General features: G+C 62.2%; 19 protein-coding genes and 4 pseudogenes. 13 read left to right on the top strand and 10 right to left on the bottom strand.

What is annotated here, in order from left to right; genetic code table 11:
• Positions 1-8: 8 nt before the first annotated feature.
• From PSH84_RS27660 to PSH84_RS27650, 3 genes are all read right to left on the bottom strand, one after another.
• Positions 9-2849, bottom strand: coding sequence for a class I adenylate cyclase (locus PSH84_RS27660; RefSeq protein ID WP_305468815.1), 2841 nt, complete (start codon positions 2847-2849; stop codon positions 9-11).
• 168 nt (positions 2850-3017) lie between these two features.
• Complete coding sequence (locus PSH84_RS27655; protein ID WP_305482051.1) at positions 3018-3266, bottom strand: TIGR02647 family protein; 249 nt, start codon at positions 3264-3266, stop codon at positions 3018-3020.
• A gap of 278 nt (positions 3267-3544) precedes the next feature.
• Complete coding sequence (locus PSH84_RS27650; RefSeq protein WP_122567526.1) at positions 3545-3829, bottom strand: hypothetical protein; 285 nt, start codon at positions 3827-3829, stop codon at positions 3545-3547.
• 123 nt (positions 3830-3952) lie between these two features.
• Here PSH84_RS27650 and PSH84_RS27645 point away from each other — a divergent pair, with 123 nt between their 5' ends.
• Positions 3953-4612, top strand: a complete 660-nt coding sequence (locus PSH84_RS27645) for a glutathione S-transferase family protein (RefSeq protein ID WP_305482050.1) — start codon at positions 3953-3955, stop codon at positions 4610-4612.
• Between the two features lie 130 nt (positions 4613-4742).
• Here PSH84_RS27645 and argH read toward each other — a convergent pair whose 3' ends face one another.
• The gene (gene argH, locus PSH84_RS27640; protein WP_122567524.1) at positions 4743-6137 is read right to left on the bottom strand and encodes an argininosuccinate lyase; all 1395 of its coding nucleotides are present in this window, start codon (positions 6135-6137) and stop codon (positions 4743-4745) included.
• Between the two features lie 462 nt (positions 6138-6599).
• Between argH and PSH84_RS27630 the strand changes: the two are divergent.
• From PSH84_RS27630 to rsd, 7 genes and pseudogenes are all read left to right on the top strand, one after another.
• A pseudogene (locus tag PSH84_RS27630) lies at positions 6600-7350 on the top strand (LytR/AlgR family response regulator transcription factor).
• A 138-nt stretch (positions 7351-7488) separates the two neighbouring features.
• Positions 7489-8430 carry a hydroxymethylbilane synthase gene (hemC, locus tag PSH84_RS27625; RefSeq protein ID WP_122567522.1) on the top strand — a complete coding sequence of 314 codons (942 nt, stop codon included), beginning with the start codon at positions 7489-7491 and terminating at the stop codon, positions 8428-8430.
• Positions 8427-9125, top strand: a pseudogene (locus PSH84_RS27620) (uroporphyrinogen-III synthase); the annotation flags it as partial. The gene hemC and the pseudogene PSH84_RS27620, both read left to right, overlap by 4 nt.
• Before the next feature lie 84 nt (positions 9126-9209).
• Complete coding sequence (locus PSH84_RS27615) at positions 9210-10343, top strand: uroporphyrinogen-III C-methyltransferase (protein WP_240998498.1); 1134 nt, start codon at positions 9210-9212, stop codon at positions 10341-10343.
• A pseudogene (locus PSH84_RS27610) lies at positions 10340-11591 on the top strand (heme biosynthesis protein HemY). The gene PSH84_RS27615 and the pseudogene PSH84_RS27610 overlap by 4 nt, the downstream one beginning before the upstream one ends.
• Positions 11592-12008: 417 nt before the next feature.
• Complete coding sequence (locus tag PSH84_RS27605) at positions 12009-12551, top strand: disulfide bond formation protein B (protein ID WP_122567519.1); 543 nt, start codon at positions 12009-12011, stop codon at positions 12549-12551.
• 174 nt (positions 12552-12725) lie between these two features.
• A complete protein-coding gene (rsd, locus tag PSH84_RS27600) occupies positions 12726-13184 on the top strand; it encodes a sigma D regulator (RefSeq protein WP_122567517.1) in 459 nt (152 codons plus the stop codon).
• Between the two features lie 58 nt (positions 13185-13242).
• Here the strand turns inward: rsd and PSH84_RS27595 are convergent, their stop codons facing one another.
• Positions 13243-13908 (bottom strand): FKBP-type peptidyl-prolyl cis-trans isomerase, encoded by a 666-nt coding sequence (locus PSH84_RS27595; RefSeq protein WP_122567516.1) that lies wholly within the window; start codon positions 13906-13908, stop codon positions 13243-13245.
• A gap of 191 nt (positions 13909-14099) precedes the next feature.
• Between PSH84_RS27595 and PSH84_RS27590 the strand changes: the two genes are divergently transcribed.
• The gene (locus PSH84_RS27590) at positions 14100-15278 is read left to right on the top strand and encodes an AlgP family protein (protein ID WP_305482049.1); all 1179 of its coding nucleotides are present in this window, start codon (positions 14100-14102) and stop codon (positions 15276-15278) included.
• Here the strand turns inward: PSH84_RS27590 and PSH84_RS27585 are convergent.
• Positions 15275-15739: a TIGR02444 family protein gene (locus PSH84_RS27585; RefSeq protein ID WP_122567514.1), complete on the bottom strand. Its 465-nt coding sequence runs from the start codon at positions 15737-15739 to the stop codon at positions 15275-15277. The two genes, PSH84_RS27590 and PSH84_RS27585, sit on opposite strands and share 4 nt — an antisense overlap.
• 50 nt (positions 15740-15789) lie before the next feature.
• On the opposite strand from PSH84_RS27585, the gene abc-f reads away from it, so the two are divergent.
• The 3 genes from abc-f to rhtB all read left to right on the top strand — a co-directional run bounded on the left by abc-f (position 15790) and on the right by rhtB (position 19056).
• A complete protein-coding gene (gene abc-f, locus PSH84_RS27580) occupies positions 15790-17700 on the top strand; it encodes a ribosomal protection-like ABC-F family protein (protein WP_305482048.1) in 1911 nt (636 codons plus the stop codon).
• Positions 17700-18281, top strand: coding sequence for a mechanosensitive ion channel family protein (locus PSH84_RS27575; protein WP_122567512.1), 582 nt, complete (start codon positions 17700-17702; stop codon positions 18279-18281). The genes abc-f and PSH84_RS27575 overlap by 1 nt, the downstream gene beginning before the upstream one ends.
• 142 nt (positions 18282-18423) lie before the next feature.
• Entirely contained in the window at positions 18424-19056 is a 633-nt protein-coding gene (gene rhtB / locus PSH84_RS27570) for a homoserine/homoserine lactone efflux protein (protein ID WP_305468809.1), read from the top strand.
• Between the two features lie 192 nt (positions 19057-19248).
• Here rhtB and PSH84_RS27565 read toward each other — a convergent pair whose 3' ends face one another.
• The 4 genes from PSH84_RS27565 to PSH84_RS27550 form a co-directional block, all read right to left on the bottom strand.
• Positions 19249-19992: a penicillin-binding protein activator LpoB gene (locus PSH84_RS27565; protein ID WP_122567510.1), complete on the bottom strand. Its 744-nt coding sequence runs from the start codon at positions 19990-19992 to the stop codon at positions 19249-19251.
• Positions 19993-19995: 3 nt separating this feature from the next.
• A complete protein-coding gene (lpoB, locus tag PSH84_RS27560; RefSeq protein ID WP_003177333.1) occupies positions 19996-20583 on the bottom strand; it encodes a penicillin-binding protein activator LpoB in 588 nt (195 codons plus the stop codon).
• A 142-nt stretch (positions 20584-20725) separates the two neighbouring features.
• On the bottom strand, positions 20726-21097 hold the full coding sequence (locus PSH84_RS27555) for a YcfL family putative periplasmic lipoprotein (RefSeq protein WP_134926331.1): 372 nt from the start codon (positions 21095-21097) through the stop codon (positions 20726-20728).
• An 18-nt stretch (positions 21098-21115) separates the two neighbouring features.
• Positions 21116-22510, bottom strand: a complete 1395-nt coding sequence (locus tag PSH84_RS27550) for a COG3014 family protein (RefSeq protein WP_122567821.1) — start codon at positions 22508-22510, stop codon at positions 21116-21118.
• A gap of 312 nt (positions 22511-22822) precedes the next feature.
• Between PSH84_RS27550 and PSH84_RS27545 the strand changes: the two are divergent.
• Positions 22823-24723: pseudogene (locus tag PSH84_RS27545) on the top strand (FTR1 family protein).
• The last annotated feature ends 97 nt before the right edge of the window (positions 24724-24820 follow it).

Here is a 24820-nt window from a genome sequence, read left to right as displayed (position 1 = left end):
CGGGTACTTCAGACCAGGGCCAGCGCCTCGTTCAGGGCGCGTTCCAGGTCGGCCTTGTAGCGCAGGTACAAATTGCTTGAGCAAGCCCCGTCGCCCACCAGCCCCGAGAGGTCCAGGTCGGTGATGTAGCAGCGATAGCGCTGGGCTTCGCGGCGCTGTTCGACGATCTCCCTGGCGACCACGCGGAACAGTTGGTCGCCATGTTCCAGTTCGGAAAACTCCTGCTGATCGCAGTACAGGGTAACGTGCACTTGCCCGTGCGCGGCTTTGCCGATGATCGCCTGCACGTCATAGAACGGCTTGTTGACCGGGGTCTGTGGCGCTTGTCGCGCTTCGATCCGGCGCGCCCGACCGCCTGACGGCAGCAACTGGTAGTACAGGGTTTCCAGGGTCAGCGGCTGGGCGGCGTCCAGCGGCAGCAGCGCGTCGCGACGGTACAGCACCGATTGCAGGAAGCGCTGCAGCGGCACCAGCAGGCTTTGTTCGTCGTGATACGGCACGCGTTGTTGCCAGAGTGCGTTGAACTCATCGAGCACGTACAGATCGGCTTCGTCCTCGTTGGTCCGGTAGAACACCTGGATGCACTCGGGCTGGCCCATGGGCAGGATCAGCGCCAGGTCGTGGTCTTCCAGGGCCATCGGGTCCAGGTGCAAGGGGCTGTAGGCCGTCAATTCTTCGCCGAGGTAGTCCATCAGCGCCGACAAGCTGCCCAAGGCCACGTGATTAACCTGGCCGGGCACCAGCTCCAGCACGTGATAGTGTTGCTGGACCTGAAGCAGATAACGGTGATTGAGCCTGCTCAACAGCAGGGTCTGCGCCGTTTCGATGACGTCTTCGACGCGCCGCGCAATGAATTGGGCGCGGTTGTGGCAGAAGCAGCGCACCTGCAAGCGCGGCTGGCGCTGGGTGACGGGCAGGTCGTTGAGGTAGTCGCGCAGGCAATCGAGCAGGGCGTGTTCGCCGTCGAAACGGTTGACCAGCACCTCATTCCAACTGTTGAGCGTGACCTGGTCGAGGGTCAGCACCAGGTTTTCCCGGACCCCGGCATAGCTCAGGGAGTCGGTCCGCTCGGTGGTCATCAGGATGTTCAGGTCGCGGTGGTGCTTGAGCGGGTCGACGCCGACGTTCACCAGAATCAACACTTCGCTGGGCACGCTGGCGCGCAGCAATTGCGCTTCATCCACCGTGGCCAGGGGCAGGGCGATGGACTGTTGCAGACTGCCCAGCAGGTTGAACAGTTCGAACTCGCTCAGGTCGCTGTCACCTGGGTGCAGCGCCAGACGCGTGCTGCTGTCGATCACGCCGTTGCGGTGGCACCAGGTCAACAGCTCCAGTAATTCGCGGCAACGCTTGATGGGCGCGAAGTTCTCCCATTCCAGGGCGTTGAGGCTGCCGTTGTACAGCGCCCACTGGTTCTGCCCCGGTTCTTTCTTGTTGGGTGACTGCACCAACGTCAGGGTGTCTTCGGCCAGGTCCGGGGCAATGCCGGGGTTGATGAACTCGACCTTGTCGGCCTTGCGCTCGAAGGCGGCGTACAAGCGCCGGCCAAGCACGTTGAGGTCGCGCTTGTTGATCAGGCTGACGGTTTTCTCGGTACGGGCGAACTGGCTCAGGAAGCGGTAGCTGTGGGTGAGTTCGTTGACCAGTGCGCGCCGTTCGTGGCTGACCTGGCGGACTTTCCACTGGCTGCGGCTGTCCAGCAACGCCAGTTGACGCTGGTCCCAACCCCATTCCCGGGCCAGTCGCTCTAGCAGTACCCGTTGCCAGCCACTGCTGCGCGCCTGGCCGGTGAGTTTGCGATTGACCTTCAGGTACAGCGCGCGGCGGATCAACTCCAAGCGTTCGGGTTCGCCACGGGCATTGAGGTATTCCTCGATGCGGCGGTAAACCACCATGTACGGGTCCAGCTCTTCCAGGTCCAGGCGATTGGCGAACACGGCCTGCTTGAAGCGCAGGCTCAGGCAGCGCACGTTCGGGTGTTCGCTGGCATAGACCTCGGTCAGCAGCAGCTTGAGCACGGACTTGTAGGGCGATTCTATGCCCTTGAACAACTGCCAGAGCCCAGCGCCGACGAATTCGCCCGGTGGAATGTAGGCCAGGTGCCCCAGGTCCAGGGTTTCATCCGCGCGGATGAAGCGTTTGGACATCAGTGTGTGGGTGTACTGCTCGTAGTTTTCTTCTTCATAGACCGGCACCAGCCACCAGATCGGTGTGCGCCCGGCCAGCCAGATCGCGGTGCGGTAGAACTCGTCCAGCAGCAGGTAGTGCTGGGTTGTGCCGCAATCGTCGGAACTGAGCTGGTTGTCCCGCTCGCCCCGCACGAAACGCTCCGGGTCGATCAGGAAAAAGTGAGCTTCGGCGCCCTGGGTCGCGGCCCAGATCTCCAGCAACTGGCATTTCTTGCGCAGCTCGGCCAGTTCATCGTCGCTCAGGTCTGGCCCGTGGCACACCCACACGTCCATGTCGCTCTGGTCGGCCTGGGCCAGGGTACCGAGGCTGCCCATCAGGAACAGGCCAAGGATCGGCCGCGGCGGGTTGCTGCCGTGCCGCGGCTTGTAGGAAAACGAACGGGTCAGCCGCTGGGCTTCGGCAAGGACGTTGGCGTCAGGCTCGTAGTTCGACAGCCCGGCAGGTGTGCTGCCGGAGACGTAGCCAGGCAGCAGCGGATGGTTGACGTGAAAAAACAGCGGCAGCAGCGTCAGCACGCCTTGCTGGCGGGGCGACAGGCCTTCGAGGGCGCGCTCCATCCGTACGGTGTTGAGCTTGAGAAAACGTGCGCGCAACTGGCTCAGCACCTTGCGGTCGATTCCCTCGTCCAGATCGGGGCGTATTTCGTGATTGCGGGTCATGTCTGCTCAAACCGGCTCGCGGCGTCGAACGTGGGGTGATGGCAGGTTAGCGCCCGATCTTGGGAATACTTAAGCTGAAAACAGGATTTTTGATGGCGGTTTTTTACGCCGGGCGTAAGTGCGCCTGCGGAAATCCCGTAGAGGAGATTTCCGTGGGCGGCAGGAGGGTCAGGCGGCTTCTTGTTGAACGCTGAGTATCGTCAGGACGGTTTGGACATTTTGGGCGGCGTCCCGTCCCAGGCTGGTCAGGTAACCACCGTCGGGCTGGGTGATCAGGTCTTTCTCGTACAAGCGTTGGGCAGCGGCAATCGCTTTAGGGGCAGCGGTCTGATGAATTTTCAGGCCTTCCTGGGAACTGTCCAGGTTGAAGAGTGCAAGGATTTCCAGTTCGGCAACCAACTCAGGGGTAAACGACATAAGGACTCCAGACTTTCTAGGAATTTGGTCGACAGCGTCACTAAGGTGAGCGCACTCGGCCGAGCTGTCCAGTGTCAGTGGCATGCTTTTTTTGTTTAAAGCGATTCTTTGTGGCCCCTTAGGAGCTGTCGAGTGTAACGAGGCTGCGATCTTTCCCCTGGCGCTTGAGTCTCAAGTGAAAGATCAAGATCAAAAGATCGCGGCCTTCGGCAGCTCCTACAGGGCGCAGCCCAGCGGGAGCAAGCTCCCTCGCCACAGGGGCAGCGTTGCCTTTCGGATCAGTTCTTTTCCGGCGGCAACTCAGGCAAGTTGCGCAAGGCGGCTTCGTACCACTGGGTATTAAACGCACGATCCTCTTCCAGGATCGCGTCGATTTCCACCGCCAGCACATGGGCCATCAGGTTGAGAATTTCTTCGCGTTCATAACCCACCAGGGTCAATTTATTGAAAACGGCCTTGGCCGCTGGGGGGTTGTCACTTGCGATCTGGTTTTCAATCGCCTCGATCAGCGTGTCCTCGACGAATTCTTCTTCGTCGCTATCGATATCGGTTGGCTCGCTCATGGCAGGCTCCTGTAAGAAAGTCGCCAGTTTACCTGCATTCAGCGGCGTGATGCGCCTGGCAGGAAATGCCCCGACGGTCTATAACGCAAGGCTGCCAACCCCGCACGGCCTGGAGGCTTTGTAATGCTCAAGCTTTATGGTTTCTCTGTCAGTAATTATTACAACATGGTCAAGCTGGCGCTGCTGGAGAAGGGCGTGCCCTTCGAAGAAGTGCAGTTCTTTGGCAACCAGACGCCGGAAGCCCTGGCCATCAGCCCGCGTGGCAAGGTGCCGGTGCTGAAGACCGAGCAGGGTTTTATCAACGAGACCAGCGTCATCCTCGAATACATCGAGCAAACCCAACCGGGTAAGGCCCTGCTGCCGGCCGACCCGTTCGAGCGCGCCCAGGTGTTGGCCTTGTGCCGGGAAATCGAGCTGTACATCGAGCTGCCGGGGCGGGCCTGCTATGGCGAGGCGTTTTTTGGCATGTCGGTTGCCGATGCCATCAAGGAAAAGTCCAAGGCCGAATTGTTGCTGGGGGTCGCCTCGCTTGGCCGGCACGGCAAATTCTCGCCCTACGTGGCGGGCGATAGCCTGAGCCTTGCCGACCTGTATTTCTACTACAGCCTTTCGCTGGCCTTGCAAGTGGGCAGGAAGGTCTTCGATATCGATTTGCTGGCGGACATGCCGGCGGCCAAGGCGCTGATGGAGCGCTTGGAGCAAAACCCGAACGTACAGCGGATTGCGGCGGACAGGGAGGCAGAGATGCCGGCGTTTTTGGCGATGATTGCCGCCAAGAAGTGAGTTTTTCGATGTTCTGAAGGGCGCTATCGCAAGCAAGCTCGCTTCCACATGGGATCTCTACATGTTCACAATATTTGTGTTCACTGGAGATCCACTGTGGAAGCGAGCTTGCTCGCGATGCTTTTGGCTTTTAGCGGCTGGCGATCAGCGCCTGGCCACGCACCACGGCCGCCTTGACCTGCGCCGGCGCCGTGCCGCCAATGTGGTCACGGGCATTGACCGAGCCTTCGAGGGTCAGCACCGCAAACACGTCCTGCTCGATCTGGTCGCTGAACTGGCGCAGTTCGTCCAGGCTCATTTCCGCCAGGTCCTTGCCGGTGTCCACGCCGTACTTCACGGCATGGCCGACAATCTCATGGCAATCGCGGAACGGCAGGCCACGGCGCACCAAGTAGTCGGCCAGGTCGGTGGCGGTAGAGAAGCCACGCAGGGCCGCTTCGCGCATCACCGCGTGCTTGGGCTTGATGGCCGGGATCATGTCGGCGAAGGCCCGCAGCGAGTCGCGCAAGGTATCGGCGGCGTCGAACAGCGGTTCCTTGTCTTCCTGGTTGTCCTTGTTGTAGGCCAGCGGCTGGCCTTTCATCAGGGTCAACAGGCCCATCAGTGCGCCGAACACCCGGCCACTCTTGCCGCGCACCAGCTCCGGTACGTCGGGGTTTTTCTTTTGCGGCATGATCGAGCTGCCGGTGCAGAAGCGGTCGGGCAAATCGATGAATTGGAACTGCGCGCTGGTCCACAGCACCAGCTCTTCGGAGAAGCGCGACAGGTGCATCATCGCGATGCTCGCGGCGGCGCAGAATTCGATGGCGAAATCGCGGTCCGAAACGTTATCCAGCGAATTGCCGCCCACGGCGTCGAAGCCCAGCAACTGCGCGGTGTATTCACGATCGATCGGGTACGTGGTGCCGGCCAGCGCGGCGCTGCCCAGGGGCATGCGGTTGGTGCGCTTGCGGCAGTCCACCAGGCGCTCGTAGTCGCGGCTGAGCATTTCGAACCAGGCCAGCATGTGATGCCCAAACGTTACAGGTTGAGCGGTTTGCAGGTGCGTGAACCCCGGCATGATGCTCTCGGCCTCGCGCTCGGCTTGTTCCAACAGGCCTTTTTGCAGGCGAGTGATTTCGCCCAGGATCAGGTCGATTTCATCGCGCAGCCACAGGCGGATGTCGGTGGCGACCTGGTCGTTACGGCTGCGGCCGGTGTGCAGCTTCTTGCCGGTCACGCCGATGCGGTCGGTCAGGCGTGCTTCGATGTTCATGTGCACGTCTTCAAGGTCGACGCGCCAGTCGAACTGGCCGGCTTCGATTTCCGTCTCGATGGTCTTCAGGCCGTCGATGATGCTGTCGCGCTCGGCATCGGTCAGCACGCCGACCTTGGCCAGCATGGTGGCGTGGGCGATCGAACCCATGATGTCGTGGCGATACAGGCGCTGGTCGAAGTTGACGGAGGCGGTGAAGCGGGCGACGAAGGCGTCGACGGGTTCACTGAAGCGGCCGCCCCAGGACTGATTGGTCTTGTCAGTGCTCATGAATTCGCTCGTGATCGGCTGTGGAAAAAGTAGCGGTTAAAGGCTGCGGCGGATGATAGCAGGGTTGCCGGGACTGGCGCTGGCACTGGTCGGCAGGTTTTTTCGCTCCAAGCCTGGGATCCAAGAAGGTTTTCGCACAACGATATTTTTCGATTGAGCAATATCGTCGTGGCAACCGTCTACAGTGGACGGTAGGACTTTTGCTTTTTCCATCCATGGCGCACCGGACAAATAGAAGAAGGGGGAGCTCATATTGGTCAGATCGACAGTTAACAATCCCTACGGCGACGCCGTGCGACAACGGGCCTCGGGCATCGGTCGGCAAGCGCTGGTAAAGATAGACAACCGCCTCGCGGCACTTTTTGGCCCTCGAACGAGTCTTAGCGTGGATCGCGGTGACGGATGTCACTTCCCCTGTCTACGCTATCCTTGTGCGAGACTCACGCAGGAATCCAGCGCAATATGAATGTCCTGATCGTTGATGACGAACCACTGGCCCGCGAGCGCCTGAACCGAATGGTTGGCGAGCTCGAGGGTTACAGTGTCCTGGAGCCGAGCGCCACCAATGGCGACGAGGCATTGGCCCTTATTGACAGCCACAAGCCGGATATCGTGCTGCTCGACATTCGCATGCCTGGCCTGGACGGCCTGCAGGTGGCGGCGAAGTTGTGCGAGCGAGAGTCGCCGCCCTCCGTGGTGTTCTGTACCACCCGGGACGACTTTCCCCCCGAGGTGTTGCAGGCCGGTGCCGTGGGCTACCTGATCAAGCCGGTGACGTCCGAGGCGTTGCTCGACGCCTTGCGCAAGGCCGAGCGCCCCAACCGTGTGCAACTGGCGGCGCTTGACCCGTCCGGCCGCCGAAAGCGGTAGCGGTCCGCGCAGCCACATCAGTGCGCGCACCCGCAAAGGCATCGAGCTGATCCCCTTGAACCAGGTGGTCTACTTCTTCATTGCCGACCATAAATACGTGACCTTGCGCCATGAGAGTGGCGAAGTGTTGCTGGACGAACCCCTCAAGGCCCTTGAAGACGAATTCGGCGAACGCTTCGTACGCATCCACCGCAACGCCCTCGTGGCCCGCGAGCGCATCGAGCGCTTGCAACGCACCCCCCTTGGACATTTCCAGTTGTTCCTCAAAGGCCTCAATGGCGACGCGCTGATTGTCAGCCGGCGGCACGTGGCCGGCGTGCGCAAGATGATGCAGCAGCTTTAAGCCAGGCGGTCCAAGGCGTCCAGCGCGTTTCATTTCCGGGATCTGGCGGCCAGGGAGGCCTTGGGGTCGTGATTCAAATCAAAGCGGTTTTGACTGAGCTGTTATTATCTGCCGTATCTTTTAAGTACGGATTGATCCATGTCCCCTCGCGAGATCCGCATCGCCACCCGTAAAAGTGCCTTGGCCCTCTGGCAGGCCGAATACGTCAAAGCCCGCCTGGAAGCGGCCCATCCCGGCCTGATCGTGACCCTGGTGCCCATGGTCAGTCGCGGTGACAAGCTGCTGGATTCGCCGCTGTCGAAAATCGGCGGCAAGGGCCTGTTCGTCAAGGAGCTGGAAACCGCGCTGCTGGACAACGAAGCCGACATCGCCGTGCATTCGATGAAAGACGTGCCCATGGACTTTCCCGAAGGACTGGGCCTGTTTTGCATCTGCGAGCGGGAAGACCCCCGCGATGCGTTCGTCTCCAACACGTTTTCCAGCCTCGAGGCGCTGCCTGCCGGGAGCGTGGTCGGCACGTCCAGCCTGCGTCGCCAGGCCCAATTGCTGACACGTCGTCCGGACCTGCAAATCCGTTTCCTGCGCGGCAACGTCAACACGCGCCTGGCCAAGCTCGATGCCGGCGAGTACGACGCCATCATCCTCGCCGCCGCCGGCCTGATCCGCCTGGGCTTCGAAGACCGCATCACCTCGGCCATCAGCGTCGACGACAGCCTGCCGGCCGGTGGGCAAGGGGCGGTGGGTATCGAGTGCCGCAGCGCCGACAGCGACATCCATGCCCTGCTGGCGCCGCTGCACCATGCCGACACCGCCACGCGAGTATTCGCCGAACGCGCGCTGAACAAACACCTCAATGGCGGCTGCCAAGTGCCAATCGCCTGTTACGCCGTGCTGGAAGGCGAACAGGTCTGGTTGCGTGGCCTGGTGGGGGATCCCAACGGTGGCCGGCTGCTCAGCGCCGAAGCCCGGGCACCGCGCCAGGATGCCGAAGCGTTGGGCGTGCGGGTGGCTGAAGATCTGCTGAGCCAGGGCGCCGCCGACATTCTCAAGGCGGTCTACGGCGAGGCCGGCCACGCGTGACGGGTTGGCGGCTGTTGCTCACCCGGCCGGCGGACGAGTCGTCGGCGCTGGCGGCTGCCTTGGCCGAAGCGGGGGTCTACAGCAGCAGCCTGCCGTTGCTGGAGATCGAGCCGGTCCCGCTGTCCGATGCCGGACGGGCGACCTTCCAGGCACTGGACCAATACGCTGCGGTGATTGTGGTCAGCAAACCTGCCGCACGCCTGTGCGTCGAGCTGCTGCGCCAATACTGGCCCCAGCCTCCAGACCAACCGTGGTTCAGCGTGGGCGCGGCCACCGGGCAGATCCTTGCCGATGCCGGCCTCACGGTGTTTTATCCTGATAACGGCGATGACAGCGAAGCCTTGCTGGAGCACTTGGTCTTGCGCCAGGCTGTTTCGCGGCCCGACCCCAAGGTCTTGATCGTGCGGGGCGAAGGTGGGCGTGGCTTGCTGGCAGAGCGTTTGCGCGAGCAAGGTGCTAGTGTCGATTACCTGGAGTTGTACCGCCGCCACTTGCCCAGTTATGGCGAAGGGGCGTTGCCGGCGATAGTCGAAGCGGAACGCTTGAACGCACTGGTGGTCAGCAGTGGGCAGGGCTTTGAGCATCTGCAGCGGCTGGCCGGCGATGCGTGGCCGGCCCTGGCGCGGTTACCGTTGTTTGTTCCAAGCCCAAGGGTTGCCGAGATGGCGCGTGCCGCCGGGGCCCGAACAGTTGTGGATTGCCGTGGCGCCAATGCCGCGGCTTTGCTGGCGGCGTTACGGGAACACTCCGTGCCGTTTTCTAATGCAAAGGATGGATACGTGAGCGAAACAGCCTTGCCAAAAGAAGATCTAGACCAGCCAGCGATCGATGCGCCGGTTGAAACCCCGCCCCCAGTGGCGCCGCGTCGCGGCAACGGGTTGGCCATTGTTGCCTTGCTGCTCGGCGCCGCCGGGGTCGCCGTAGGCGGTTGGGGCGTGTGGCAGGTCCGTCACCTGCAAACCAATAACCAGCAACAATCCGCCCAGGTCCAGGCGCTGAGCGACCAGGCTCAGACCCTCAAGCTCAACGAGCAACGCCTGAGCGAGCGCCTGGCGCAATTGCCTCCGGCCGAAGAGCTGGAGGAGCGGCGCCGCCAGGTGGCCCAGTTGCAAGGTGATCAGCAGCACTTGAACCAGCGCCTGGAAACCGTGCTGGGTGCCAGCCGCAAGGACTGGCGCCTGGCGGAGGCCGAGCATCTGTTGCGCCTGGCCAGCCTGCGTCTTTCCGCCCTGCAAGACATCACCAGTGCTCAGGCGCTGGTCCAGGGTGCTGACGAAATCCTGCGCGAGCAGAACGACCCCGGTTCGTTCGCCGCCCGCGAGCAACTGGCCAAGACCCTCGCTGCGCTGCGCAGCACCGAACAGCCGGATCGCACCGGGCTGTTCCTGCAACTGGGCGCCCTGCGTGACCAGGTGCTGCAACTGACCGAATTGGCGCCCGAGTACAAGGACCGCGGTGAATCGTTGCTGGGCCTGACCGCCGATGGCGATGGTGCCAGCCGGTGGGCACAGTGGTGGGACCAGATCTCGCGCTATATCCGCATCGACTTCAACGCCGACGAGAACGTCCGTCCGCTGCTGGCCGGGCAAAGCCTCGTGCAAGTGCGCCTGGCCCTCAGCCTGGCGTTGGAGCAGGCGCAATGGGCCGCCCTCAATGGTCAGGCACCGGTCTACACCCAGGCGCTGACCGAGGCGCGGGACGTGTTGAAGAACAACTTCAACCAGGACAATCCGCAAAGCAAAATCATGCTCGAACGCGTGGGTGAGTTGTCCAAGCAACCGGTGACGGTGGTCACCCCGGACCTGACGGGCACGCTGAGCAGCGTCCAGGCCTACCTTGAGCGCCGCAATCTCAATACCCAGGAATCGGTCAAGCCGCTGCCCGCGCCAGGCGCGCAGGAGGCCACGCCATGAAGCGTCTCTACGTGATTCTGTTCGTGGTCATCGCCGCCGCCGGTTTGCTGGGCGTGGCGATTGCCGAGCATTCGGGTTACGTGCTGGTGGCGTACAAGAACTTCCGTTATGAAGCTGGCCTGTGGGTCACCCTGGCCCTGGTGGCGGTGCTTTGGCTGTCGGGTGTGGCGAGGCCTGCGGGCGCTGATCGGGTTGGTGACCACGTCCAGCGGCGTGGTCAATCCGTGGTCGCGGCGCAACCGCAGTCGTCGGGTGCAAGTGGCGATCGAGCATGGCCAGTTGGACCTGGCCGAAGGTCGCTGGGCCAGTGCCCAGCGCCATCTGCATCGTGCCGCCGAAGCCGCGCGCCAGCCGCTGCTCTATTACCTGGGTGCCGCCCGTGCGGCCAACGAACAAGGGCTTTACGAACAGAGCGACAGTTTGCTGGAGCGCGCCCTGGAGCGTCAGCCCCAGGCGGAACTGGCCATTGCCCTGACGCACGCTCAACTGCAGACGGACCGAGGCGACACGGACGGCGCATTGAGCACGCTGCAGGCCATGCATGAGCGCCATCCTCATAACGTCCAGGTGCTGCGTCAATTGCAACGGCTGCACCAGCAGCGCGGCGATTGGTCGGCGGTGATCCGGCTGTTGCCGGAGTTGCGCAAGGATAAAGTCCTGCCGCCGGCCGAGTTGGCTGAACTGGAGCGGCGTGCCTGGGGTGAAAACCTGACCCTGGCGGCCCACCGTGAAGAGGATGGCAGCGTCGGCTTGCAGTCGCTCAATCGCGCCTGGCAGCAACTGACCTCCGCGCAACGCCAGGAGCCGGCGCTGGTGCTGGCCTATGCCGAGCAACTGCGCCAGTTGGGCGCTCAGGTCGAGGCCGAAGAGGTGCTGCGCGGCGCACTCAAGCGTCACTATGACAGTCACCTGGCGCGGCTGTATGGGTTGGTTCGCGGCAATGATCCGATCCGCCAGTTGCAAGCGGCCGAAGGCTGGCTCAAGGACCACCCGGCCGATCCGAGCCTGCTGCTGACCCTGGGGCGCCTATGCCTGCAGAACAGCTTGTGGGGCAAGGCGCGGGATTATCTGGAAAGCAGCTTGCGGGTCCAGCGCAATCCCGAAGCCTGCGCCGAACTGGCGCGCCTGCTGGCGCAACTGGGAGATGCCGAGCGCAGCAACCAGTTGTTCCAGGAGGGGTTGGGGCTGTTGGATGAGCGGCTGCTCGCCGCGCCGCTGCCGGTTCCGGCCCAGGTCTTGTCGACGTGAGAGGGGCATGACCCATTCTTGAAAGTGGCATGAATCATTGTGGCGAGGGAGCTTGCTCCCGCTCGGCTGAGAGGCCTGTGGTGAATTGAAGATCGCCATCGCGAGCAAGCTCGCTCCCACATTTGATCCCTGGCAACCGCCAACCCCCTGTGGGAGCGAGCTTGCTCGCGATGACGTCCCCCCAGGCTCCCTCTCCACGGGTTGGTGGAAACCTTGAATAAGGGGTGCGAATACCGCCCCGGTTTTGGGGGCTTTGGTCATACCTTCGGCAAAGTCCTACAACCGACCGCGCCGAATCCTCCTCGGCTTGTCGGGAATTCCCTACACCCTTGGTGAAGTGTCTGCGCGGGGCTGCCTTGAAAGGCCCGAGGGCTTTCCTCTACCGTAACTGCTTGTCTCTTCTGTTACGGAATCGCCATGTCTTTGGCCAGCTCACGCTTCTTGTTTCTCATGGCTTCCATCGCCGCCGCCCTGGCTTTGGGCATCAGCACGTATCTGGAATATTCGGTTGGCCTGACGCCTTGCAGCCTGTGTGTCTTGCAGCGGTTGTGTCTGATGCTGTTCCTGGCGAACAGCCTTGTGGCGTGCGTACACGGTCCAGGTCAAAGGGGCAGCTTTTTCTATGGGGCGGCAGGGTTGGTTTCTGCGACGGGAGGAATGGTCCTGGCCTGGCGTCAGGTCTTGATGCAAGGTCATTCGTTCGAGCCGTTGTCCGATTGCTCGATGCAGCTCAACCCGACGGGTTCCTGGTGGTGTGCGCTGCAGCGTGTCCTCGACGGTACCGTCGACTGCGCGAATATCACCTGGACGTTGCTCGACCTGAGCATCCCCGAGTGGAGCCTGCTGTTTTTTCTCGCGGTGTCCAGTGCGATGACCTATCTGCTGCTGCGCCTTGTCTGGAGTGCTCTGGTACAACCGCTCAGCGGCGAGACGTCGCAGTTGGTCCGGGCCCTGGATTAAACACTTGTATGAACTTTATCTCCTGCGTACCTTGAAGCCATTGTCGTGCGGGCATAATCTGGCCCGCACGTGTCATTGGAATTGTGTCGCTCGATCATGTTGTGTCTGGCTTGTCCCTGATCATCAGACGTGCACAGGCTGCGAGTGGCATGACTCACAAGGGAAGAAATCACCATGCTCGAAAGTTGTCAGAATGCTCAGGAACGCTGGGGTGGGGTGCATCAGCTGATCGACCGCTGGCTGCAGGAGCGTCACGAACTGGTTCGGGCCTACGATGCGCTCGGTGCCAGGCCTGAAGCCCTGAGCGAAAGCCGCAAACCCTTGCAGGAATTCTGCGGCGTGCTGGTCGACTATGTGTCTGCCGGTCATTTCGAGATCTATGAACAACTGACGGGCGAGGCCAAGGCCTTCAACGACAAGCGCGGCCTGGAACTGGCCGAGACGATCTACCCGCGCATCGATGTCATCACCGAGAAGCTGCTGGCGTTCAACGACCTGTGCGATGAAGGCAAGTGTGTGGCGGAAAAATTCAAGGAGCTGGGCGGTTTGTTGCACGAGCGTTTCGAATTGGAAGATTGTCTGATCGAAGTGCTGCACACCGCTCACAAGGAAGAAGATACCGTCCAGGCTTGAGGGTTCGCGGTCCTGAAAAAACGGTGCGCATTGCGCACCGTTTTTTATTGGGCCAGCCTCAGGTTGTCGCGCCCAGCAACTCGATCTCAAACACCAATGGCGTGTACGGCGGGATCACATCCCCGGCCCCTTCGGCGCCATAGGCCAGGGACGAGGGAATCACCAGTCGCCATTTCGCGCCGACCGGCATTTGCGGCAATGCACTGCGCCAACCGTCAATCACGCTGTCGAGATTGAACCACTGTGCCTGGCGGTTGGAATCGAACACGGTGCCGTCCGGCAGTCGACCGGTGTACAGCACCTGGACCTTGCCGTGAGGGCCGGCCTTCGCACCATGGCCTGGTTTGATTTCAGTCAGCAGAATGCCGTCTGCAAGTTGCTGAACCCCGGGCCGGCTTTTTTCTTCGGTGAGAAATTTCTGCTCGGTTTTCAACGCGGTGTCGATCTGCGGCGTTGCCGATGGCGCGTTCAGTTGCGCTTGGTGCTCGGCCAGGATCTGTTCGATGCGTTCATCTTTCAGGGCCAGCGGTTTGCCCAGGTAGGCCTGTTGCAAGCCTTCGACCAAGGCTTTGATCTGCAGGTCCGGCACGTCCTGGCGCAGGCGTTCGCCGAGGCTGGCGCCCAGGCTGTAAGCCAAATCGTGGGCATCATTTGCGTTGGTTTTTTCAACGGCCTGGGCCGTGGCGCAAGCCATGCACAGGAATAAAAACAGGTGACGCGACATGTGTGCTCTCCGGCCTCGAATCGAGGAATTATGCCAGTGCCGATATCTGTAGAGGTGGATTGCCAAGACACTGGCGCAGAAGATTTTTCGTCCCTTGCAACGCAACGTCTTATGTAGTGTCAACATGCCCTAGCGGCGGTTGAAGCAGAGGTCTAGTATGAGCCGCACTCACGTCAGTCAGGAGGTAAACCATGTCGGCCACCAAGAAGCCTGTAAACACTCCGTTGCACTTGCTCCAACAACTCTCGGGCAGCCTGCTCGAACATCTGGAAAATGCCTGCTCCCAAGCCCTGGCTGATGCTGAAAAACTGCTCGCCAAACTGGAAAAGCAACGCGGCAAAGCGCAGGAAAAACTGCACAAATCGCGCACCAAATTGCAAGACGCAGCCACCGCTGGCAAGGCCAAGGCACAAGCCAAGGCCAAAGATGTCGTGAAAGAACTCGAAGACCTGCTCGATGCCTTGAAGGATCGTCAGTCCGAAACCCGCGCCTACATTCTGCAACTCAAGCGTGATGCCCAGGAAAGCCTGAAATTGGCCCAGGGTGTCGGTCGCGTGCAAGAAGCCGCGGGCAAGGCGCTGTCGCTTCGTGCCGCCAAACCTGCCGCTGTATCGGCCAAGAAGCCGGCGGCTAAACCCGCCGTGGCAAAAGCACCGGCCAAAGTCGCTGCCAAGCCTGCCGCCAAAGCACCGGCCAAAGCCGCCACCAAGCCGGCTGCCAAACCCGTCGCTGCCAGCGCTGCAAAAACGGCGGCCAAAAAACCAGCGGCCAAGGCTGCTGCCAAGCCAGCCGCAAAAACGGCGGCCGCTAAACCTGCTGCTGCCAAGCCCGCTGTAAAAGCCGCTGCTAAACCAGCCGCTAAACCGGCAACAAAAGCTGCCGCCAAAACCGCCGCCGCAAAACTTGCCACGCCGAAAACCGCAGCCGCTAAACCGGCTGCCAAAGCGGCGGTGAAATCCACTGCCAAACCTGCTGCCGCCAAGCCAGCGGCCAAGCCTGCGGCAACCAAACCGGCTGCGGCCAAGCCTGCTGCGAAAACCGCTGCCAAACCCGTCGCTGCCAAAGCGCCTGCCAAAGTGGCGGCTAAACCCGCTGCCAAACCGGCCGCTGTCAAACCTGCTGCCGCGAAGCCAACGGCTGCCAAGCCAGCCGCCGCGAAGCCAGCTGCTGCTAAACCGGTCGCCAAGCCCGCCGCGAAACCGGCCGTGAAAAAACCAGCCGCTGCAAAACCTGCGACTGCGCCAGCCGCCAAGCCAGCGACACCGGCTCCGACCGCGACACCTGCGCCAACCGCCAGCACTCCGGCCACGGCGACCAGCCCAGCCGCCGTTGCGCCGACCACCACCAGCACCCCAACCAGCGCTTCCTAAGTGCCGGACACCGCGACGCGCAGCTGATGCAGCGCGTCGCGGCTCGCTGGTTTGGCATTCGCCGCCAGCCCCCGCAGCCATTGGGCTGAATCGTTCTGTTGTGCCCCCGGCCAATCCTTGGCCAGCGCTTCCAATCGCTCCAATAATCGCCGTTCGGCTGCCAATTCCAGTTGCTTGACCTGTTCGCGCAGGCCATTGAGTGCCGTGTCCTGGAGGGCGCCGGCTTTCCATTGGTTGCGAAGCGTGCGCAGTGGCCGCACCACCTCGGCATCCCACGGCTCGGCCACTTGTCGAAGCTGCTGCAGACGGTGTTCATCGCAGGTCACGCCGCGTTGCGCCAGCCAGAGGCCGCAAAGCAGCAGGCAGACGTTGGCGCCGGCGTCTTGTGACGCCAGGCACGCAGGCTCTACGCCAGGCTTGGCATAGAGGTCGAGGGAAAAGCTCCACAGGTCAGGGGACATCGTGCTACTCGCGCCAGTTGCGAGCGAAGCTGGTAGACTCCGCCGCCATTATGATCCGACTTCAGAACCTGACTTTACAGCGTGGCCCGCAACGTCTGCTAGAAGACGCCGAGCTGACCCTGCACGCCGGCCACAAAGCCGGCCTCATCGGTGCCAACGGCGCCGGCAAATCGAGCCTGTTCGCCTTGCTGCGCGGTGAGCTGCACCCGGACTCGGGCGATTGCCTGCTGCCGGCCGACTGGCGTATCGCTCACATGCGCCAGGAGGTCGACACCCTCGAGCGCCTGGCGGTGGACTACGTGCTCGATGGCGACCTGCGCCTGCGTCAGGTGCAACACGACCTGGCGGCGGCCGAAGCGGCCCACGACGGTGCCGCACAGGCCCGCCTGCACGCGGAACTCGACAGTGCCGACGGCTACACCGCCGATGCCCGCGCGCGCAAATTGCTCGCCGGCCTGGGCTTTACCAATAAACAGATGGACCGCCAGGTCGGGGACTTCTCCGGTGGCTGGCGGATGCGCCTGAACCTGGCGCAGGCCCTGATGTGCCCTTCGGATCTGCTGTTGCTCGATGAGCCGACCAACCACTTGGACCTCGACGCCATTATCTGGCTCGAAGACTGGCTCAAGAGTTACCCGGGCACGCTGCTGCTGATTTCCCACGACCGCGATTTCCTCGACGCGGTGGTGGATCACGTCGCCCATGTCGACCAGCGCAAGCTCACCTTGTACCGCGGCGGCTACAGCGCCTTCGAGCGCGCTCGTGCTGAACGCCTGGCCCAGCAACAGCAGGCCTACGAGAAGCAACAGGCGCAACGTGCGCACATGGAAAGCTACATCGCCCGCTTCAAGGCCCAGGCCACCAAGGCCCGCCAGGCCCAGAGCCGGATCAAGGCGCTGGAGCGGATGGAAGAGCTGTCGGCGGCCCACGTCGATTCACCGTTCGATTTTGTCTTCCGCGAATCGAGCAAGATTTCCAGCCCGTTGATCGACCTGTCCGACGCGCGCCTGGGCTACGGCGACAAGACCGTGCTGGAGAAGGTCAAGCTGCAACTGACCCCGGGGGCGCGGATCGGTCTGCTGGGCCCCAACGGTGCCGGTAAGTCGACCCTGATCAAAAACCTCTCTGGCGAACTCCAGCCATTGGCTGGGCGTTTGACCCGAGGCGAAAACACCGTCGTTGGCTACTTCGCCCAGCACCAACTCGACTCCCTGGATTCCAAGGCCAGCCCGTTGCTGCATCTGCAACGATTGGCGCCGACCGAGCGTGAACAGGTCCTGCGCGATTTTCTCGGCGGTTTCGATTTCCGCGGGGCGCGCATCGACGAGCCAGTGTTGAATTTCTCCGGTGGCGAAAAGGCACGCCTGGCGCTGGCGTTGATCGCCTGGGGCCGGCCGAACCTGTTGCTGCTCGACGAACCGACCAACCACCTGGACCTGGAAATGCGCCTGGCCCTGACGATGGCCCTGCAGGAATTCAGTGGTGCGGTGTTGGTGGTGTCCCACGATCGGCATTTGCTCAAGAGCACCACGGATAATTTCTTCCTGGTCGCCGACGGCAAGGTCGAGGAGTTCGACGGCGATCTGGAAGACTACGCTCGTTGGCTGGTGGAATACCGCCAGCGCAACGCGCCGGTCAGCAGCACGCCGGTCAACCCGGACAAGACCGACAAAAAGGCCCAGCGCCAGGCCGCCGCCGCGTTGCGTCAGCAACTGGCGCCGCACAAGCGCGAGGCCGACAAGCTCGAAGCCGAGCTGGGCAAGCTGCATGAAAAGCTGCAGAAAATCGAAACCAGCCTGGGCGACAGTGGTCTGTACGAGGCGGCGCGCAAGGATGAGTTGCGTGACCTGCTGGCTGAACAGGCCAGGTTGAAGGTTCGGGAAGCGGAGCTCGAGGAGGCTTGGATGCAAGCGCTGGAACTGCTGGAAACCCTGCAAGCGGAGCTGGAGGCGTTGTCCTGATGGAAGCGTTGGCGTTGCCTGTCCCTGTCCTATGGATCGAGCCGATCTGGCTCGGTGTGCAAATCCTGCTGATCCTGGTGGCCGGTTATGTCTCGCAGCGCTTCGTCGCGCGTGCGCTCACGGGCCTGGGCGAGCGTTACCCGCTCCCACCGCAATTGGTGATTATCCTGCGGGGCGTGCTGCGCTGGCTGATCATGGGCACTGCGGTGCTGGTGGTGCTCGAACGCCTGGGCGTCTCGGCCACAGTGCTGTGGACGGCTCTGTCGGGCTTCGTCGCAGTGGCGGCGGTGGCGTTCTTTGCCATCTGGAGCGTGCTGTCGAATCTGTTCTGCGCCGTTTTGATCTACACCGTCGGACCGTTTCGCCTGGGCGATGTGGTCGAACTGGTGGACACCACCGACAAGCCCGGCATCAAGGGGCGCGTGGTGGCGATCAATCTGCTGTACACCACGCTGATCGAACCCGAGGAACTCGGCACCGGCAGCGCCATGGTGCAGGTGCCCAACAGCCTGTTTTTCCAGCGTTCGGTGCGGCGCTGGCGTGGCAGCGAAGCGTTTCCGGTGGGTGGGCTCGTCGAGTAAAGGACTGCTGCGCAGCCCGGCGGGAGCAAGCTCCCTCGCCACGGTGTTCACATTGGCTTAGATACTTGGGCAAAAAACGGTGGTCAACGACGTGACGGCGCATTAGCTTAGTCGTTTCGACGAATCCGAGCCGAGGTGTGCAATGTTGCTGGAAACATGGCTGGCGTTTTTTGCCGCCTGTTGGGTGATCAGTCTTTCCCCAGGTGCCGGTGCCATTGCATCGATGTCCAGTGGCTTGCGATACGGCTTCTGGCGCGGTTACTGGAACGCCTTGGGCCTGCAATTGGGCCTGGCGTTGCAAATCGTGATCGTCGCCGCCGGTGTTGGCGCGATCCTCACGGCGTCGGCCACCGCGTTCTATGCGATCAAGTGGTTCGGCGTGGCTTACCTGGTTTACCTGGGTGTCAAACAATGGCGAGCCATTCCCGGTGACATGACTGACGACGCGGCCCCGCGGCCCATCGGCAAGCCCCTGGCACTGGTGTTTCGCGGCTTTCTGGTCAACGTCAGCAACCCCAAGGCGCTGGTGTTCATGCTGGCGGTGTTGCCGCAGTTCATCAATCCCCATGCACCGTTGATCCAGCAATACCTGATCCTGGGCGTCACCATGATCGTCGTCGATCTCATCGTCATGGCCGGCTACACCGGGTTGGCGTCCAAAGTCCTGCGCCTGTTGCGCACCCCGAAACAGCAACGGCGGATGAACCGTGCCTTCGCGGGTCTGTTCATTGGCGCGGCGGGTTTGCTCGCGACGATCAGAAAGGCCGCTGCATAAAGCAAAACCCGTGGCGAGGGAGCTTTTGTGGGAGCAAAGCTATGTGGGAGCAAGACTGTGGGAGCAAGGCTTGCCCGCGATTGAGGCGATGAGGTCTTTCAGAAATAGAGTCGCTCCATCGCGGGCAAGCCTTGCTCCCACATAGCCTTGCTCCCACAAGACCTCTGCGCCACAGAGCATTCGCTCAGTGATTCAGCGCAGGATTACCGGCGCCGTATCCCGAGGCAGGTTATTGCGCTGCACCGGTTCGCGGGGCTGTTCGTAGCTCGGGCCACCAAGCTGTTCGCTTAGCTGCCGCGCCACGTCTTCCCCCAGGGCCTTGGACACTTCGCGCACCACCCGTGGACGGTTGAGGCTGATGCGCACGTCCCGGTGGTTCAGCAACTTGGTGTCCTGGCCTTCGCCCATGGCTGTAAAGGCCGAGGTGATTTCGTAGGTCTTGGTGTTGATCAGGCTGAAATCCGCCACCAGGGTCAGCGCCAGCACGGCCGAGTAGCTGTCGGTATTGGCCAGCTCGTTGATGTCGCGGGTGAAGTCGATGTCCGACACCGTGCCGAACAGCACGTAGTCGGCACCCTTGAAGTTCCCGGCCTTGATGCGCTTGATCACGTCATAGACGTCGCCATTGGACGCCGCCGTGTGGGGCGTCCCCTGGGTCAGCTGGAACATCCCGCTGCGCAGGATCTCGCCCTTGATGTCGCCGGTGAACTTGCGCAGTTCGCCCTGCTCGATGTAGCTGCTGGTGGCTTCCATCTCGTCGTAGCTCGAGGAAGCGCTGGCGCTGTAGGGGTTCGCCTGGAAGTTGCTCTGCGCCGAAACGGTGTGGATGTACTCCTCCACCCGTTCCTGGTACGCAAGGTCGGTCACCGCGACTTTTGGGGCCGCCTGCGCGCCAAATGCGCAGGCCAGGGCCATGATGCCTATCCATGTGCGCATGGCTTAGCGCTCCGTGGTCTTGCGGATTTCTTTTTCGTCCATCCACTCGGCCAGACCGCTCTCGACGTCGATCAATTGCAGGCTGAATTTGTAGAAGACGTCCTTGTAGTCGCTGCTGCGCTTGACGATCGAGCTGATGGAGCCCTCAAGGCGGTACTTGGCAGCGATCATGTTGCCGGTCTTGGCCACGGTGCTTTTCTTGTACAGGCCGCTCTGGTTCTGCAGCTTGAGCTGGTCGACCTGGCTGTCCATGGCGGTGTTGTCGCTGGCGAAACGGGCAGCGCCGGTCTTCATCAGCTGGGTCTTGATGCTGGTGGTGATTTCGCGGGTGTCGATGTATTCGCTGGTCTTGTTCTTCACGTCATAGACCTGGACCACTGGGCGACCCTGCAGGATGCCGGACTGGGCCAGGGAGCGGGTCATGGACTCGGCGATCATTTGCAGGTCGGTGGAGCCGAACTCGTTGGTCACGGTTTCCACGGCCTTGGTATCGCCGTAGCTGATGTTCTTGTTGCCCAGGACCGGCGAGTTGTTGGCACAGCCGCTGACCAGCAGGGCGGCGAGGGCGAGGGAGGAAATGCGTACGAACATGTGGGTGCTCTCGAAAACTGAATAAAAGGTCTGTGGCGAGGGGATTTATCCCCGTTCGAGTGCGCAGCGCTCGCTTAAAATTGGGGCTGCTGCGCAGCCCAGCGGGGATAAATCCCCTCGCCACAGGAAATGTGCATCTGTCTCAAGGGGTATTGATTTCCAAACGGAAATCCACGGCCTTGGGTGTGGGCGCGATGGCCGGCAGGAAGCTGGTCTGTTCGCCGTACAGCGTCAGGCTTTTCCAGGTTTCTTCCTCGGCGATTGGAAAGCCTTCCGGCCCCAGCCAGGCAAAGCGGTAATACATCGTCTTGTTGTTGTAGCTGGTGTTGCTCAACTGGACATTGACGGTCAGGTAACCGTTTTCCCGGGCCACGCGCATGGCGCCGACCACGATGTTCTTGGTCTTGCCCATCGCCACGACCTTGCTGGCGGCGCTGCCCGGCTCCGGTGGCGGCGGGGTGGCGCAACCGGCCAGCAAGGCCAGGGCGCCGACGGCGATCAGTTTTAAACGCATGTGAACAAGACTCCGTTCTTAAGGTTGCTTGAGGGCAATGGCGGTCGGGTTGGCGCTTGGCATCACCTGGGCCGCCAGGCCACCGGCGAACACCTGGTTGCCCACCGCCCGCAGGCTGATGACCTGGTAGCGCTGGTCGACGGTGACCTTGACCACCGAACCGCCCACCGCGCTTGGCAAGGTGACCTGGTGCTCGCCTTTCTTCAGGCGCAGGCGCACCACCTGGGTATAGTCGGGCAGGGTGCGCCAGGTCCGCGTGTCGGCGCCTTCGAGTACCGCCGAGGTTAGACCCACGGCCAGGCCGGCCAGGGGGTTGGTTTCGTTGATCTGCTTTTGCGCCACGCCACGGGTGACGGCGCGCACGGTGGTGCGCAGGATGATGCCCGGCATGTCGTCGCGCAGGGCCCGGCGGGACATGGCGGTGGTGCTATTGAGCTGGGTCAGGTCCAACTGACGGCCGTCGACACCGATCTGGCCGAAGGTGGCCGTGGAGGTGTCGGGCTTGATCAGCGGGAACGACAACGGCGTGATCACCAGGTTGCCGCTGATCGGCAAGGGCAGGGGAATGCGGATCGAATCCCGGGACGGTGCCAGGCCGCTCTGCACGACGATCAGGATGTCGCTGTCATCGCTTTTGGCGGCGGGTTTGTCGAGGTCGCGCAGGGCCTGCTCCAGCAACGGAGTGTTGGGGCGCAGTTCGGCGGCCTTGCGATAACCCGGTGCGGCCAGGTCCTTTTCACCCAGGGCTTCGTAGACGAAACCGGCCAGGTAATGGCTGAACGCGCTCTGGTAGCTGTTCTTGAGGCTGACCACTTCCGGGGCGTCGAGGCTGGCCACCGGATAACCCTGGAGGTCCTTGTATTCGGTCTTGACCCCTTGTTTCTCGGCTTCTTCCTCGCGCTTGAGGTATTCCTTGTCCCGCAGGTCGGCGATCACCGCTTCGCGTTCGTGGGTCTTCTTGATCTGGGTCCGCGCGCCGTCGAAGTCATTCACCGCCAGCAGATTCAGGGCCATCTGCGTGGTCAGCATGACCTTTTCGTAATCGTAGCCTTCATAGCGGCGGACTTTATCGTTCACCAGGAAACTGCCGAACTGGGCCAAGTACTTGGCCGAGTCGAGCTTGACCGCGTCTTCCCACTGGCCAACCTGCTGGTCGGCGCTGTTCCAGGCTGTCTGGCTGCCGGACAAGTCGCCCTTGGCACGCAGCAGCTCACCTTTCTCGAAGTAATACAGCAGGTCTTTGTCTTGGCTGGAGTTGTTCTTTTCCAGCAGGGTCAACGCGCCGTCGACGTTGCCGGACGCCAGTTGCTGGTTGGTCTGGGCCAATTCACTGTCGTAGTTGCGAAAGGCCGAGCAGCCGGACAACAAGGTGATCGCGCCAAGGGCGACCGAAAAAACGGCACGGGATGCCATGAACATTTCTTCCCTGATAGCAGCCGGGGTGTGCGGGTCGGGCTGGAGCGATCCCACGGACAAGCGTCGGGACGCTGCCGGTTCCTCATAAAAAGAGGAGCTTTTATGCCATCGAATGATAAGAAGGCGAGGGATTATAAACATGGCGCTTGGCTATGTAATGGCTTTTCAATTCTGAAATGCTGTTTTTGTGACATCACCTCCAAAGCATGAAATCCGATGAAAATCGGCCCCTCAAACACATCGGCCCTTGAGCCAAAGCCATTGGAAGTGAACAATGTGTTACTTCTTATTACCAACCGAGAGTCATTCATGACTGCGCCGTTCCGTTTCCTGGCCTGGCTTGTACTGCCATTGCTTGCGCTGAGCAGCACTCCGCTGCTGGCCGATACCGTCGAGAGTGCCCCCCAGGCGCTGCATTTGTTGGATTACATTGGGGCGGATTACCCGGCGACGGTCGAGATGGGCAAGGTCATCGACGATGCGGAATACCGCGAGCAACTGGAATTCACCCAGGCGCTGGAAGGGCTGATCGCCGGCCTGCCGGCCAAGCCGGAAAAGGCTGAGCTGGTCCAAGGCATCGGCACCTTGCGCGCGGCGATCACTCAGCGCCAGGACGGCGGCGATGTCGCCCGCCTGGCGCGGCAACTGGGGGCCAGGCTGGCGGTGGCGTATGAAGTCAGCCAGGCACCGGTCATCACCCCGGACCCGGCCCGCGGCGCGCCGTTGTATGCGCAGAATTGTTCGGTGTGCCACGGGGCCAACGGCGCCGGCGACGGTCCTGCCGGTGTCGGCCTGGAGCCGCCGCCGTCCAACTTGCGCGACGCCCAGCGTCTGGATCGCCTGAGTCTCTATGGGATCTACAACACCCTCGGCATGGGCATCGAAGGCACCGACATGCCGGCGTTCGCCGATCAGCTCGACGACCGTCAGCGCTGGGACCTGGCGACCTACATCGCCAGCTTCAGCGCCGACCCGGCCGCGGCCAAAAGTGAACAGGTCTTCAACCTCGCTGACCTGGCGCGCCAGACTCCTGCGGAAGTCCTCGCCGCGCAAGGCCCCGCAGCGGCGGCGACATTCCGTGCCCAGCGCGCCCAGCCGCCGCAGGTGCAACGTGGCCCGGCGCAGTTGCTCGACTACACGGCCGCCACCCTGGATAAAAGCATCGCGGCGTATCGCGCCGGTGGCCATGACCAGGCCTACGACCTGTCGGTAGCGGCTTACCTGGAAGGGTTCGAGCTGGTGGAAAGCTCGCTGGACAACGTCGATGCCAACGTTCGCAAGGACACCGAAAAGGCCCTGATGGCCTACCGTCAGTCGCTACAGGACGGTTTGCCGGTGGAGCAGGCCGAGCAGCGCCTGGACGCGGCCAAGGCCAAGTTGAAGGAGTCCGCCGGCCTGTTGGGCGGCGATGGTTTGAGCTGGTCGCTGAGCTACATCTCCGGGTTGCTGATTCTGCTGCGCGAAGGGTTGGAAGCGATCCTGGTTGCTGGCGGCGATCCTGGCGTTCCTGCGCAACACCGGCCAGCAGTCGGCGGTGCGCAGCGTCAACGTCGGTTGGGGCCTGGCATTGCTGGCCGGTTTGGCGACCTGGGGCCTGGCGGCGTATGTGATCGATGTCAGCGGCGCCCAGCGCGAGCTGCTCGAAGGCGCGACGGCGTTGTTCGCCAGTGTGATGGTGCTGTGGCTGGGGGGTGTGGATGCACGACCGGCGTCACGCCGCGGCCTGGCAGGATTACATCAAGAGCAGCCTGGTGGGCGGCGGTGGTCGTTTTGGTTTTGCGATCCTGGCGTTCTTCTCGGTCTATCGCGAACTGTTCGAAGTGATCCTGTTCTACGAGACCCTGTGGCTGCAAGCGGGTCCTGCCGGGCATAACGCCGTGCTGGCCGGCGGCGCGACGGCGCTGGTGTTGCTGGTGGGGCTGGCCTGGGTGATTCTGCGTGGCTCGGCGAAACTGCCGCTGGCGCTGTTCTTCAGCATCAACGCCGCGTTGCTGTGCGCACTGTCGGTGGTGTTCGCCGGCCATGGCGTGAAGGCGTTGCAGGAGGCCGGGATCTTCGGCACCCACCCGGTGGCGTTCTTCGATTTCGACTGGCTGGGCATTCATGCCGATGCCTATTCGCTGGCCGCTCAAGTGGTGGCGATCCTGGCGATCATGGTGTTGTATGGGCGCAGTTGGGTGGCGGAGAAGCGTCGGGTCCAGGTTTCCTGAAAAGCATTCGCTGCGCTCATAATCGCGAGCAAGCCTTGCTCCCACAGACTATGGGAGCAAGGCTTGTGGGAGCAAGGCTTGTGTGGGAGCAAGGCTT

This window comes from Pseudomonas beijingensis, assembly GCF_030687295.1.
GTDB classification, from domain to species: Bacteria; Pseudomonadota; Gammaproteobacteria; order Pseudomonadales; family Pseudomonadaceae; genus Aquipseudomonas; species Aquipseudomonas beijingensis.
The sequence above is the reverse complement of the archived record's forward strand: the minus strand, read 5'-3'. Positions and strand labels throughout refer to the sequence as shown.

What these genes read in the sequence shown, in the direction of transcription:
- PSH84_RS27660 (WP_305468815.1), bottom strand. Translation starts at nt 2,849, where the DNA reads ATGACCCGCAATCACGAAATACGCCCCGATCTGGACGAGGGAATCGAC.
- PSH84_RS27655 (WP_305482051.1), bottom strand. Translation starts at nt 3,266, where the DNA reads ATGTCGTTTACCCCTGAGTTGGTTGCCGAACTGGAAATCCTTGCACTC.
- PSH84_RS27650 (WP_122567526.1), bottom strand. Translation starts at nt 3,829, where the DNA reads ATGAGCGAGCCAACCGATATCGATAGCGACGAAGAAGAATTCGTCGAG.
- PSH84_RS27645 (WP_305482050.1), top strand. Translation starts at nt 3,953, where the DNA reads ATGCTCAAGCTTTATGGTTTCTCTGTCAGTAATTATTACAACATGGTC.
- argH (WP_122567524.1), bottom strand. Translation starts at nt 6,137, where the DNA reads ATGAGCACTGACAAGACCAATCAGTCCTGGGGCGGCCGCTTCAGTGAA.
- hemC (WP_122567522.1), top strand. Translation starts at nt 7,489, where the DNA reads ATGTCCCCTCGCGAGATCCGCATCGCCACCCGTAAAAGTGCCTTGGCC.
- PSH84_RS27605 (WP_122567519.1), top strand. Translation starts at nt 12,009, where the DNA reads ATGTCTTTGGCCAGCTCACGCTTCTTGTTTCTCATGGCTTCCATCGCC.
- rsd (WP_122567517.1), top strand. Translation starts at nt 12,726, where the DNA reads ATGCTCGAAAGTTGTCAGAATGCTCAGGAACGCTGGGGTGGGGTGCAT.
- PSH84_RS27595 (WP_122567516.1), bottom strand. Translation starts at nt 13,908, where the DNA reads ATGTCGCGTCACCTGTTTTTATTCCTGTGCATGGCTTGCGCCACGGCC.
- PSH84_RS27590 (WP_305482049.1), top strand. Translation starts at nt 14,100, where the DNA reads ATGTCGGCCACCAAGAAGCCTGTAAACACTCCGTTGCACTTGCTCCAA.
- PSH84_RS27585 (WP_122567514.1), bottom strand. Translation starts at nt 15,739, where the DNA reads ATGTCCCCTGACCTGTGGAGCTTTTCCCTCGACCTCTATGCCAAGCCT.
- abc-f (WP_305482048.1), top strand. Translation starts at nt 15,790, where the DNA reads ATGATCCGACTTCAGAACCTGACTTTACAGCGTGGCCCGCAACGTCTG.
- PSH84_RS27575 (WP_122567512.1), top strand. Translation starts at nt 17,700, where the DNA reads ATGGAAGCGTTGGCGTTGCCTGTCCCTGTCCTATGGATCGAGCCGATC.
- rhtB (WP_305468809.1), top strand. Translation starts at nt 18,424, where the DNA reads ATGTTGCTGGAAACATGGCTGGCGTTTTTTGCCGCCTGTTGGGTGATC.
- PSH84_RS27565 (WP_122567510.1), bottom strand. Translation starts at nt 19,992, where the DNA reads ATGCGCACATGGATAGGCATCATGGCCCTGGCCTGCGCATTTGGCGCG.
- lpoB (WP_003177333.1), bottom strand. Translation starts at nt 20,583, where the DNA reads ATGTTCGTACGCATTTCCTCCCTCGCCCTCGCCGCCCTGCTGGTCAGC.
- PSH84_RS27555 (WP_134926331.1), bottom strand. Translation starts at nt 21,097, where the DNA reads ATGCGTTTAAAACTGATCGCCGTCGGCGCCCTGGCCTTGCTGGCCGGT.
- PSH84_RS27550 (WP_122567821.1), bottom strand. Translation starts at nt 22,510, where the DNA reads ATGGCATCCCGTGCCGTTTTTTCGGTCGCCCTTGGCGCGATCACCTTG.